Source organism: Catellatospora sp. NPDC049609 (assembly GCF_040675365.1).
Classification (GTDB): Bacteria; Actinomycetota; Actinomycetes; order Mycobacteriales; family Micromonosporaceae; genus Catellatospora.
In genome coordinates this window covers 1-11,668 of the sequence record NZ_JBFAOU010000087.1, presented here as the reverse complement: position 1 = coordinate 11,668, position 11,668 = coordinate 1, and the positions used below count along the sequence as shown (strand labels likewise).

The 11,668-nt window shown below is 73.7% G+C and carries 10 protein-coding genes and 1 riboswitch; of the genes, 5 read left to right on the top strand and 5 right to left on the bottom strand.

From position 1 onward, the window contains the following. Positions 1 to 16: 16 nt before the first annotated feature. Positions 17 to 2,464, bottom strand: coding sequence for a glycosyl hydrolase family 28-related protein (locus AB0J67_RS23095; protein ID WP_363485490.1), 2,448 nt, complete (start codon positions 2,462 to 2,464; stop codon positions 17 to 19). A gap of 767 nt (positions 2,465 to 3,231) precedes the next feature. On the opposite strand from AB0J67_RS23095, the gene AB0J67_RS23090 reads away from it, so the two are divergent. Both AB0J67_RS23090 and AB0J67_RS23085 read left to right on the top strand, forming a co-directional pair. After that, on the top strand, positions 3,232 to 4,419 hold the full coding sequence (locus AB0J67_RS23090) for a glycoside hydrolase family 3 N-terminal domain-containing protein (protein ID WP_363485489.1): 1,188 nt from the start codon (positions 3,232 to 3,234) through the stop codon (positions 4,417 to 4,419). Between the two features lie 125 nt (positions 4,420 to 4,544). Beyond that, positions 4,545 to 5,762: a serine hydrolase domain-containing protein gene (locus AB0J67_RS23085; RefSeq protein ID WP_363485488.1), complete on the top strand. Its 1,218-nt coding sequence runs from the start codon at positions 4,545 to 4,547 to the stop codon at positions 5,760 to 5,762. 114 nt (positions 5,763 to 5,876) lie between these two features. Here the strand turns inward: AB0J67_RS23085 and glyA are convergent, their stop codons facing one another. From glyA to AB0J67_RS23070, 3 genes are all read right to left on the bottom strand, one after another. Further along, positions 5,877 to 7,148, bottom strand: a complete 1,272-nt coding sequence (gene glyA, locus AB0J67_RS23080) for a serine hydroxymethyltransferase (protein ID WP_363485487.1) — start codon at positions 7,146 to 7,148, stop codon at positions 5,877 to 5,879. Continuing rightward, the gene (gene gcvH, locus AB0J67_RS23075; protein WP_363485486.1) at positions 7,145 to 7,528 is read right to left on the bottom strand and encodes a glycine cleavage system protein GcvH; all 384 of its coding nucleotides are present in this window, start codon (positions 7,526 to 7,528) and stop codon (positions 7,145 to 7,147) included. Before gcvH ends, glyA begins: the two co-directional genes overlap by 4 nt. A gap of 146 nt (positions 7,529 to 7,674) precedes the next feature. Next, positions 7,675 to 7,766: riboswitch (glycine riboswitch) on the bottom strand. Positions 7,767 to 7,821: 55 nt separating this feature from the next. Then, on the bottom strand, positions 7,822 to 8,658 hold the full coding sequence (locus AB0J67_RS23070) for a helix-turn-helix transcriptional regulator (protein ID WP_363485485.1): 837 nt from the start codon (positions 8,656 to 8,658) through the stop codon (positions 7,822 to 7,824). A gap of 167 nt (positions 8,659 to 8,825) precedes the next feature. On the opposite strand from AB0J67_RS23070, the gene AB0J67_RS23065 reads away from it, so the two are divergent. Both AB0J67_RS23065 and AB0J67_RS23060 read left to right on the top strand, forming a co-directional pair. Next, entirely contained in the window at positions 8,826 to 9,242 is a 417-nt protein-coding gene (locus AB0J67_RS23065) for a hypothetical protein (RefSeq protein ID WP_363485484.1), read from the top strand. A 176-nt stretch (positions 9,243 to 9,418) separates the two neighbouring features. Beyond that, positions 9,419 to 10,165 carry a class I SAM-dependent methyltransferase gene (locus AB0J67_RS23060; protein ID WP_363485483.1) on the top strand — a complete coding sequence of 249 codons (747 nt, stop codon included), beginning with the start codon at positions 9,419 to 9,421 and terminating at the stop codon, positions 10,163 to 10,165. Between the two features lie 156 nt (positions 10,166 to 10,321). Here AB0J67_RS23060 and AB0J67_RS23055 read toward each other — a convergent pair whose 3' ends face one another. Beyond that, on the bottom strand, positions 10,322 to 10,987 hold the full coding sequence (locus AB0J67_RS23055) for a VOC family protein (RefSeq protein WP_363485482.1): 666 nt from the start codon (positions 10,985 to 10,987) through the stop codon (positions 10,322 to 10,324). 105 nt (positions 10,988 to 11,092) lie between these two features. On the opposite strand from AB0J67_RS23055, the gene AB0J67_RS23050 reads away from it, so the two are divergent. Beyond that, a partial coding sequence (locus AB0J67_RS23050; RefSeq protein WP_363485481.1) for an HTH domain-containing protein occupies positions 11,093 to 11,668 on the top strand: 576 nt, incomplete at its 3' end.

Sequence of the window (11,668 nt, the reverse complement as noted above, 5' to 3'; positions counted from 1 at the left end):
CACGCCGGGGCGCCGATCAGTTCGCGTACACCTCGAACTCGGAGATCTGGGCGGCCGGCCACCCGGTGTTCGACGTGAAGGTCAGCGTCAGCTCCCGGGCCGTGACGGCGGGGAAGGCGATGGTGACGACGTTGCCGGTCTCCGGGGCGAACAGGTGCTCCGCCGCGGGCACCAGCGGCGCCCCGTCGGCCGCGACCGCGATGGTCTGCCGGCGGCCGCCCCAGTTGGCGGGCAGCTTCAGCACGATCCGGCAGATCTCGACCTGGTGGCCCAGGTCCAGCGTGACGGTCTGCGGGAAGGCCCCGTTGAGCGACTCGAAGTACGTCGCCGGGTCGCCGTCGACCAGGTTCGGCGGGGCGATCCACCACCCGGCCTGCGAGCTCGACGTGATGTCGCGGCCCAGCGCCAGGTTGCCGTCCGGGTCGAACCCGATGCCGCGCAGGCCCACCACGTACGGGCCCGCGGGCGAGCTGCTGTGCACGGTGAGCAGCCCGGCGTAGTTGCCCGAGGTCTGTGGGGCGAACCGCACCGACAGGGTGCAGGTGGCCCCGACGGCGATGACCGGGCAGACCCCGTCGACGGTGTACCCGCGCGGCGGCACGACGGCCTCGACCGTGATCGGCTCCGGGCCGGGGTTGGTGATCGCGACCGGCTGGACCGCCGCGCCGCCCAGCGCCTGGAAGCCGTAGTCGACGCCGGTCGCCTGGGCGATCTCCAGCTGCCCGGCCGGGGCGAACCCGCACCGGGTGCCCGACCAGCCGAGGTTGCCCGATCCGCGGGTCACCGCGAAGCCGCTGGCGCAGTCGTGCACCCCGGCCCCGCCGAGCCCGACCGCGACCACCCCGGCGAAGCTCGCCGCGCCCGGTGCCTGCAGCTGCAGCGCGACCGTCCCGGCCCGCAGCACGGCCACCCGCTCCACCGACACGTTGGTGATGCTCTTGCCGAAGAAGTGCAGGCCGGCGTACGAGCTGTCCACCAGCGACAGGTCGCGCACCTTGATCGCGCCGGTCATCGGGCCGTCGGCCGCCCAGAACCACAGCGCGCCGATCTGCGTCGGCTCGTTGGGCACCAGGCTGCCGGTGCGCACCAGCAGGTTGCCGCTGATCGTGGTGGTGCCCGCGAGCGGGCTCGCGCCGAAGCGGTTGCCCACGTGCACGCCGCCGCCCTGGGTGACGGTGTCGGCGGCGATGTTGTCGCGAACCGTGTTGTCCCGGCCGCCGTACACCGCCAGGCCGTTGGCCAGCATCGGCAGCGACACCGTGTTGCGGGCGAAGGTGTTGCCGGTGTCGGCGTTGCTCGCCGACCACATGGCCATGCCGTCGTCGCCGGTGTTGCGCACGAACAGGTCGGTGACCGTGCTGTGGCTGACGCCGTTGTGCAGGTTCAGGCCGTCGGCCCAGACGTTCTTGATGCGGCCGCCGTCGATGGTCAGGTTCTGCGACGGGCCGTCGAACCACATGCCGACCTTGACGTGCTCCACCCAGACGTTGCTGATGGTCGAGTCGCTGAGCGAGCCGCCGAAGCCGCTGTCGATGGTGGAGTCGTCGCGGCCGGTCGTGGCGCCGAAGACCGCGAAGTCGGACAGGTGCACGCCGGTGCTCGGGGTCGGCGCGGCGTTGCCGAACACGCCCACGCCCGCGCCGCGCAGCACGGTGTGCCAGGGGCCGGCGCCGCGTACGGTCACCCGGTCCACCTGGAGCTTGCGGGTCACCGCGTACTCGCCCGGCGGGATCCACAGGCCGCGCGACTGGTCGCGGGCCGCGTCGATGGCGGTCTGCAGCGCCTGGCCCGAGTCGGCCGCGCCGGTCGGGTCGGCGCCGAAGTCGAGCGCGTTCAGGAAGCCGTCCGGGCTGGACCCGGCGGCGGCGACCAGCTCGAAGTCGGCGAGGTCGAGCACGGCGGGGGCGCTCGCCCGCAGCCGCACCCGGGTGCCCGCGGCCAGCGTGCGGCCGAGCAGGGTGCGCGCGTCGTCGAAGTAGTGGTGCTGCCCCCGGTCGGCCGGGTTGTTCGTGTACGGATAGTTGCCGTACACGTGCGCGTACGCCGAGGTCAGCGCCAGCGAGCCGGCGGCCCTGCCGTTCGCGGTCACGGTCAGCGCGGCCGTCGTGCCGTCCGGCACCGAGTAGCGCACGTCGACCGCGTTCGCGGCCTTGGCCAGGGTGAACTCGACGTACTCCCCCGCGTCGAGGGCGACCGCGCGGCGGCCGGACGCCTCCGCGGCGAGCTTCGTGAACGCGCGGGTGGCCGCGAGCACGGAGCCGTTCGTGCGGGCCGACTCGGCCTCGTACTCGGTGAACGGGACCGTCGCGCCGGGGCCGCCGGGCAGGTCGGGTAGCGGCAGCGCGGTGCCGGGCAGGGTGGGCGGGGTCGGGGCGGCGGGCGCGGCGCCGGCGAGCGCGGGGCTCGACGCCGCGAGCAGGCCGGTCGCGGCGACCGCGGCCAGCAGGGTGGAGCGGAGCTTCATCAATGGCTCCTATCAGGACGAAACGCGCGTACCGGGGGTGCGCGGCATCGGATCAGGGGTGTGGTGGGGCCGCCGCCGGCACGCGGAGCGGGCGGTGACGCGGCGGCCGCGTTGCGGACACCTCGCGAGGGCGCACCGAACGGGACGCCAGCAGAGTAAGACCGCCGCGGTCCCCGAGTCCATAGCTCTACGCAAAAAATAGACAAGCGGTCGAGGCCATCCCGAGACCCTGCCGTCAAGCCAAAAGCGCGCTATACCAGCGAATTACCGAGCCGATTCGGCGTTACCACCACCGCTGGCGCAGATTTCAGACCCGCTCACGAGTCATATCAGAGGGCCACGGCAGCAGAGTTTATGCAAGAAACATCTAGCACGCTGCAAGCTAGTGCAAGAATCGTGGCCAAGTAAGCCGCCCGCAGCTTGAAGCGCCCCACCCCGACCCACCTGCCCACGCCGATCTTGCGCGAACTGTGGGTACGACACGCACGAAAGGGACGAAGCCCTAACAGTTCGCGCAAGATCGACGGGATCTTGGTCGGCACAGTGCGCCCGTGGGGCAGCTGCACCCGTGTTGGGCGCAGAACGTGATGACGCGCTGGGCCGCCGCCCGGGAAGGGGCGGCGGCGGGCGGCGGGCGGCGGGCGGCGGGCGGCGGGCGGAAGATACGGTTCGAGGCCGGAATCGGGGGCACCGCAGACAAGATCGCCGGGTTCCGGATCGCGATGATCAGGGGGTTCGGATCCTGCCTGGTCAGTAACGTGGATGGGGTGACGCGCGACGGATTGACCCGCCGTGGGCTGCTCGCGGGCATCGGCTCGGCCGCGGTGGCGGCGGGGCTCGGCGCGTGCCGGGCCAAGGACACCACGACGCCGGCGGCGACGGCGGCGCAACCGGTTACCCCATCGCCGGCCCCCAGCCCCGCCGACGAGGCGGCGCTGCGCAAGAAGATCGCCCGGATGATGATCGTCGGCTTCCGCGGCGCCACGGTGGGCCCCGACGACTGGATCATGCGGGCCATCCGCGAGCAGGGGCTCGGCGGCGTCATCCTGTTCGACCGGGACCAGCTCAGCGAGGGAAGCCGCAACATCGACTCCCCGCCGCAGGTCACCGCGCTGATCAAGTCGCTGACCGAGGCCGCGCCGCACGGGCTGATCGTCTCGATCGACCAGGAGGGCGGCCGGATCGCCCGGCTCGGTCCGCAGAACGGTTTCCCCGCCACGAAGTCGCAGGCCCAGATCGGCGCGGCGAACTCCCCTGCGCAGACCCGGGCCTGGGCCGCGGGTATGGCGCAGACGCTGGTGCAGATCGGGGTGAACTTCAACTTCGCCCCCGTCGCCGACCTCGCGGTCAACCCGGACAACCCGGCGATCGCCCTGCTCCAGCGCAGCTTCTCGGCGGACCCGGACGTCGTGGTGTCCTGCTGCACCGACACCATCGGCGAGTACCGCAAGGCCGGCGTGCGTACCTCGATCAAGCACTTCCCGGGGCTGGGCAGCGCCTCCGGCAACACCGACTTCGAGGCCGTCGACGTCACCGGCACCTGGACCCGCGCCGAGATCGAGCCGTTCCAGCGGCTCATCGACGCGGGCACGGTGGACACGGTGATGGTCACCCACTTCCTCAACCGCAAGCTCGACCCCGACCGGCCGGTGTCGCTGTCCAAGGCGGTCGTCACCGACCTGCTGCGCGGGCAGCTCGGCTGGGAGGGCGTGGTGGTCACCGACGACATGCAGGCGGTCGCCATCACCAGCCGCTACGGCCGGGACGAGGCCACCACGTACGCCCTGCAAGCGGGCGTGGACCAGCTCGTCTTCTGCAACCAGGCCGTCTACGACACGGCGGTCGTCGAGCAGACCGTCGACCTGGTGCTGCGGCTGATCCGCGAGGGCAGGGTGACCACGGCGCAGATCGACCGCTCGGTCGCCCGCATCGACGCCCTCTGGCCCCCGCGATGAGCGCGGAAGGACCACCGCCCGCAAGCCGAGCCGCACCTACCGGTGGCCGGGCCGCGACGCCGGCCGACCAGACCGCGCCGCCCGCAGGCCGAAATGCGGTCACCACGGGCCGGGCCGTATCGGCCGTGGGGCGGGTGTCGCGCCGCGGGCTGCTGGCCGGGGCGGGCGCGCTGGTCGTCGAGGCGGCGACCGCCGGATGCGCGGCGACCCGATCGGTGCCGGGCACCGCGAGCACGCCCCCGGCGCCCGTCGACGATCTGCCCGCCCGGCTGAACATCGCGGTCACCGCGGCCATGCGGCAGCTCGGCATCCCCGGCGCGATCGTCGGCATCTCGGTGCCGGGCGTCGTCGAGTACAGCCGGGCTCTGGGCGTGAGCGACGACGTCACCGGCAGGCCGATGAGCCTGGACGACCACATGCGGATCGGCGGCGTGACCAAGACGTTCACCGGCACCGCCGTGCTGCGGCTGGTCGAGCAGGGCCTGATGCGACTGTCCGATCCGATCGCGCGGTACGTCGACGGGGTGCCCGCCGGGGACCGGATCACCCTGCGGATGCTCGGCGACATGCGCAGCGGCCTGTACTCGTACGAGCAGGACCGGTCCTTCGTCGACGCGATGCTGGCGAAGCTGCCCGCGGGGCCGGGCGCGGGCGCGGTGACCCCGCGCGAGCTCGTGGCCGTCACCGCCGCACACCCGCTCAGCTTCGCACCCGGCAGCCGCTTCGAGGACGTCGACGTCAACGCGGTGCTGCTGGGCATGGCGGTGGAGCGGGTGAGCGGGCAGCCCTACGGCGAGCACCTCCGCGAGCACGTGTTCGAGCCGCTGCGGCTGACCCACACGAGCTGTCCCGCCACCGGTGAGCTGCCCGCGCCGTACGCGCGCGGCTACACCCGCGGCGCGGGCGGCGCGGTCGCCGACGCCTCGCTGTGGAACCCGTCCTGGGCCGGGGCCGCGGGCGCCGCCGTGTCGTCGTACGCCGACATGACCTCCTGGGCGCTGGCGCTGGGCAAGGGCAGCCTGCTGGACCCGGCGACGCAGGCGCTGCGGCTGGCGCGGGCGCAGGATTCCGGACCGGGGGCCGCGTACCGGTTCGCGATCTTCGAAAGCGGCGGCTGGTGGGGGCACGACGGGAGCATCGCCGGCTACACCAGCGTGGTCATGTCCATCCCGCAGCGCAGCGCGACGCTGGTGGTGCTCGCCGACACCGACGTGCCCGAGGTGCACGCGGCCGGCTTCCTGGCCGAGACGGTCACCCGGACCGCCACGCCGGACAACGTGTACACCCAGCTCGGCGCGCTGCCCCGGCCCAGCGCCGCACCCGCGCCCACCACCGACCGCTGAGCCCCTCCCGGCCGGCTTTTTGATCGACGTTGGCCTATCCGGATGAAGGTGATCTACGAAAAGTCATCCAGATAGGCCAACGTCTATGGAAAAAAGGGAGCGGGCGGGCGGGGTTCAGAGGCCCGGGTAGAGGGGGTGGGTGGTGGTGAGGGCGGTGACGCGGGAGCGGAGCCAGGCGGCGACCGCGCTGTCGAAGGACGGCAGCAGCGCCTGCGCGACCACGTCGGCGACCTCGACGAAGTCCGGCTCGGTGAAGCCGCGGGCGGCCAGCGCGGCGGTGCCGATGCGCAGCCCGGAGGTGACCAGCGGCGGCCGGGGGTCGTGCGGGACCGCGTTGCGGTTCACCGTGATCCCGACCGCGTGCAGCCGGTCCTCGGCCTGCCGCCCGTCCAGCGTGGACGCGCGCAGGTCCACCAGCACCAGGTGCACGTCGGTGCCGCCGGTGAGCACGGTGATCCCCGCCCCCGCCACGTCGGGCTCGCCGAGCCGCTGTGCGAGCAGCCGCGCGCCGGCGAGCGTACGCCGCTGCCGCTGCGCGAACTCCGGCTCGGCCGCCATCCGGAACGCCACCGCCTTCGCGGCGATCACGTGCTGCAGCGGCCCGCCCTGCTGACCGGGGAAGACGGCGCTGTCGACCTTGCGTGCGACGTCCTCGTGGCGGGTCAGCACCACGCCGCCGCGCGGGCCGCCGAGCGTCTTGTGGGTGGTGGTCGTCACCACGTCGGCGTACGGCACCGGGTTGGGGTGCAGGCCCGCCGCGACCAGCCCGGCGAAGTGGGCCATGTCCACCATGAGCCGGGCGCCGACCGCGTCGGCGATCCGCCGGAACGCGGCGAAGTCCAGCTGCCGGGGGTACGCCGACCAGCCCGCGATGATCAGAGCGGGCCGGTGCTCGTGCGCGAGCCGCTCGACCTCGCCCATGTCGACGCGTCCGTCCTGCTCGGAGACGCGGTACGCCACGGCGCGGTAGAGGCGGCCGGAGAAGTTGATCCGCATGCCGTGCGTGAGGTGGCCGCCGTGGGCCAGGTCCAGCCCGAGGATGGTGTCGCCGGGCTGGATCAGCGCGGCCATGGCGGCGGCGTTGGCCTGCGCGCCCGAGTGCGGCTGCACGTTGGCGTACGCCGCGCCGAACAGCGCCTTGACCCGCTCGATCGCCAGCCGCTCGACGACGTCGACGTGCTCGCAGCCGCCGTAGTAGCGCCGCCCCGGGTAGCCCTCGGCGTACTTGTTGGTCAGCACCGAGCCCTGCGCCTGCAGCACGGCCAGCGGCGCGAAGTTCTCGCTGGCGATCATCTCCAGGGTGTCGCGCTGGCGCCCCAGCTCGGCGCGCAGCGCCGCGGCCACCTCGGGGTCGAACTCGGCGAGCGTGCGCTCCAGCCCGGTCACGCGTCCTGCCCGGTGAGCGCCGCGTACCCGGCCGCGTCCAGCAGCTCCGGGGTGCCGGTCAGGCGCAGCCGGAACAGCCAGCCCTGCCCGTACGGGTCGCTGTTGAGCAGGCCCGGGTCGGCCGTGGCGGCCTCGTTGACGGCGACGATCTCGCCGTCGGCGGGGGCGTAGAGCTCGCTGACCGACTTCGTGGACTCGACCTCGCCGCACGGCTCGCCGGCCGTGACGGTCCGGCCGGGTGCGGGCAGTTCGAGGTAGACGATGTCGCCGAGCGCGCCCGCGGCGAACGCGGTGATGCCGACCGTCGCGACGTCGCCGTCGCCGGTCAGCCATTCGTGCTCGCGGGTGTAGCGCAGGTGCGCGGGTACGGCAGTGCTCACGGGAGGCTCCCTGGTCCGGGGTGCCGCGACGCGCGGCACCGGGGTCGGTGTGCCTCCCCCTCTGTCATGGAGCCTGAGAGCTTCACCACCGGCGGGGTGGTTTGCACCGTGGGCGCAGGACTGCCGTCCTGACTTTCCAGAGTCGCCTCACCGCGGCGGTACGGGTGCCTGAGAGATTCCGGGGAGTGGTTGCTCCTTCGGCGTCCCGGCCGCACCGGGACTCTCCCGCCGTGGTTCTGTCGGCGAAGTCTTCAGTTGTCGCCGCGTACCGTAGGCACCCGCGGACCCGGCCGTCAAGGCCGCGGGTCCGCCGTGGACGCCGCGCCGCCCTGCCCGTGCAGCTCCCGCAGCACGTCGGCGGTGTGCCGGTCGGCGGGGAAGAACGACTCGATCGTCAGCTCCGCCACGGTGACGTCCAGCGGCGTGCCGAACGTCGCGACGATGCTGATGAAGGCCAGTTCCCCGCCCTCGTGGCGCAGCCGCAGCGGCAACGCGATGTCGCCCGCGCCCGGCGTCTCGACCTCCGGCTCGGGCTGCTCGCACGGGTAGCCGCACAGCTCCGCGTACAGGTCGGCGAGCTGCGGGTCGGTGGTCGCGGCGACCTGCCGGCGCAGCCTGCCGAGCAGGTGCGCGCGCCACTCGCCGAGGTTCACGATGCGGGGCGCCATGCCGTCCGGGTGCAGCCCGGCCCGCAGCACGTTCGCGGGGGCGGCCAGCAGGTGCGGCGCGATCCCGGCGGTGAGCACGCCGAGCGCGGCGTTGGCGTCGACGAGGTGCCACCACCGGTCCACGACGACCGCCGGGTAGGGCTCGTGGCCGTCGAGCACCTGGCGCAGCGCGGTGCGCACCGCGGCCATCGGTGGCGAGTCCAGCGCGGTCTGCGCGTACACCGGCGCGTACCCGGCGCTGAGCAGCAGCCGGTTGCGCTCGCGCAGCAGCACGTCGAGCTGCTCGGCCAGGTGCAGCACCATGTCCCGGCTGGGCCGCGAGCGTCCCGTCTCCACGAAGCTCAGATGCCGGGTGGACACCTCGGCCTGGTTCGACAGGTCCAGCTGGGACAGCCGGCGGTGCTCCCGCCACTGCCGCAGCAGCTCGCCCACCGGACGTTGCGCCTGCGCCGTCGTCGTCATCGGTCCCTCCCCGCGACCGACCCTATGCGGGCCGCCCGCACCGGCGCCATTACCTCGCACGTCATCGACACCGCGACCCTCGGCACCCGATCGTGGGTGGCGACCGACCGGGCCGCGCTGCGGCCCGCCGCGGCCACGCCCGTGGCCCTCAGGCAAGGAGACGACCGATGACGACTCGTGACCTCGACACCATGGCGACGGGTACGGCGCCCGACCGGCTGCTGCGGATCGCGCTGGCCGCCGACGCCGTCGCCTCCGGCGCCATGGGCGTGCTGCTGCTGGCCGCGGGCGGCCCGCTCGGCGAGCTGCTCGGCGCGCCGCGGAGCCTGTCGGCGCCGGTCGGCGCGTTCCTCATCGGGTACGCGGCGCTGCTCGTCGCCATCGGCACCCGCCGCCGGATCAGCCGCGGCGCGGTGTGGACGGTGATCGTCGGCAACGCCGGCTGGGTGATCGCCAGTGTGGTGCTGACGCTGGCCGGCCCGTACCCGCTCACCGGCGCGGGCACGGCGTTCGTGCTGGTGCAGGCCGCCGCGGTGGCCGCGCTCGCCGAGCTGCAGTTCGTCGGCCTGCGCCGGCTCGCCTGAGCGCGCACCGGTCCCCGCCCTCCGGGGGGAGGCGGGGACCGGAAACCCGCTCGACGGCACCGCCGCCCGCCGCTAGGTTGCGGCTTTCACGATCTCTGGAGGTGCTTTGATGCCCGCGCCCGTGGTCAACCTCGACTGCATGCCGACCGTTGGACCCGACCAGAGGAATCGCAGAAGTGGATCTTCCACGTAGTTTCGTCATCCGCGAGAGCGGCCACCGCATCCACGACCCGTTCACCGAGGAGAAGTTCGCCGTGCTGGGCCGGGCCGTCGGCCTGCGGCCGGGCACGACCGTGCTCGACCTGGCCAGCGGCAGCGGCGAGATGCTCTGCCTGTGGGCCCGTGACCACGGGATCACCGGCACCGGCGTCGACATCAGCACCGTGTTCACCGCCCAGGCCCGGGAACGCGCCGCCGTGCTCGGCGTCGCCGACCGGGTGCGCTTCGTGCACGGCGACGCCGCCGGGCACGTGTCCCCCACCCCGGTCGACGTGGCGTGCTGCATCGGCGCCACCTGGCTCGGCGACGGGCCGGCGGGCACCGTCGAGCTGCTCGAACGCAGCCTGCGACCGGGCGGGCTGGTGCTGGTCGGCGAGCCGTTCTGGCGGCTGGACCCGCCGGACCAGGCCACCGTCGAGGCGTGCCACGGCCGGGTCAAGGAGGACTACCGGACCCTGCCCGGCCTGGTCGAGCTGTTCCAGGCGCAGGGCTGGGACCTGGTCGAGATGGTGCTCGCCGACGAGGACAGCTGGGACCGGTACGTCGCGGCGCAGTGGTTCAGCATCCGGACCTGGCTCGACGCCAACCCGGACGACGAGCTGGCCGCGCAGTTCCGCGCCGAGCTCGACCGCGCGCCGCTCGACTACGTCCGCTACCAGCGGCCGTACCTGGGCTGGGGCGTCTTCGCCCTGAAGCGGCGCTGACCGGTGGCGGGGCGGTCCGGTGGCGGGCCGCTCCGCCTTCGCGCGGCTCCGTGCGCAGCAGATCAGGCGGCGCGGTCCGTCCCGGCCGGCCGGACCGGGCGCGGCGCCGGCCGGCAGCGGCAGTGCCGCCCAGCCGAACGCCCGCCGCCACACGGGTCAGTGCCTGGTCAGCCAGGTGCCGATGCAGCATTCGTTGCCCTCGGCGTCGGCCAGCACCCACCACGAGGGTGCGTTCTCGTCGGTGACCAGGCGGCCGCCGGCCTCCAGCGCCGCCTTGACGCGCGCCTCGGCCTGGTCGTGCGCGACCCAGATGTCGAGGTGGACGCGGTTGCGCTGCGGGCGCGGCGCGTCCATCTCCTGGAAGTAGACCAGCGGCCCGCGGTGCCGCGGGTCGATCATGTCGCCGGGGCAGTCACCCCGCTCGGTGTAGCCGAGCACCGCCAGCCAGAACGGCATCACCGCGCCCACGTCCAGCGCGTCGATGCAGAACTGCACGTTCTGCGCGAGGGACGGGTCGGCGGTCAGCCCGAGCCCCCGCGCGGCCGCTGAAATCTGCCGGGCCAGCTCGACGTGCTCCTCGGTCATCCCGAAGAAGCCGGGCACCCACGTGACCAGCCGCACCGTCACCGCGCCGGCGCGCAGGTCGACGTCGGGACTGTGCCCGCCGGGCAGCTCGCTGATCGCCTGCACCAGCCGGGCGCCCGCGGCGAACGAGGGCGTACGGAACCACGCGCACGCGCCGTCGCCGATGACGCGCCAGTCGTCGACCCCCTCGGCCTGGTGGAACTGCTCGGGTGAGATCCGGACGGGCTGCTCGGTCATGTCGTCGCCTTTCCACGCACGCCGTGCCCCGATCGGCACGGCCGCAGACGAGTCTGCCCCGAATTCCCGACATCCTCTGTCGTATACGTCGGCGAAGATGAGCCGATGCGCGCCTCCCGGATGATGACCCTGCTCCTGCACCTCCAGGTCCGCGGCCAGGCGTCCGGCCAGGAGCTGGCCCGGCTGCTGGAGGTCAGCGAGCGTACGGTGCAGCGCGACGTCGAGGCGCTGGTCGCCTCGGGCGTGCCGGTGCGCGCGGCGCGGGGCCCGGCGGGCGGCTACCGGCTCGACGGCGGCTACCGCACCCGGCTGACCGGCGTCGGCCTGGACGAGGCCGGCGCGCTGGCGTTCCTCGGGCTGGCCGGCCCGGCGCAGCAGCTCGGCCTCGGCGAGATGCTGGAGGGCGCCCGGATGAAGGTCTGGGCCGGGCTGACCGGCGAGGCCCGGCAGCGGGCGGCCCGCAGCGCCGAGCGCTTCCACCTCGACCCGGTCCGGTGGTTCGGCACGTCCGAGCCGGTGCCCTGCCTGACGGAGCTGGCCGCGGCGGTCTGGGGCGACCGCCGGGTCCGCCTCGCGTACGTGCGCGGCCGACACCCCGACAACCTCACCAGCGCCGACGCCGAAAAGCTGACCGCCCTACTGGCCCGCTGCCCCGAACTGGCCACCGCCAACCAACTGGTC

Coding starts and splice junctions, on each gene's coding strand:
- AB0J67_RS23095 (WP_363485490.1), bottom strand. CDS start 2,464: ATGAAGCTCCGCTCCACCCTGCTGGCCGCGGTCGCCGCGACCGGCCTG.
- AB0J67_RS23070 (WP_363485485.1), bottom strand. CDS start 8,658: ATGACGACGACGGCGCAGGCGCAACGTCCGGTGGGCGAGCTGCTGCGG.
- AB0J67_RS23065 (WP_363485484.1), top strand. CDS start 8,826: ATGACGACTCGTGACCTCGACACCATGGCGACGGGTACGGCGCCCGAC.
- AB0J67_RS23055 (WP_363485482.1), bottom strand. CDS start 10,987: ATGACCGAGCAGCCCGTCCGGATCTCACCCGAGCAGTTCCACCAGGCC.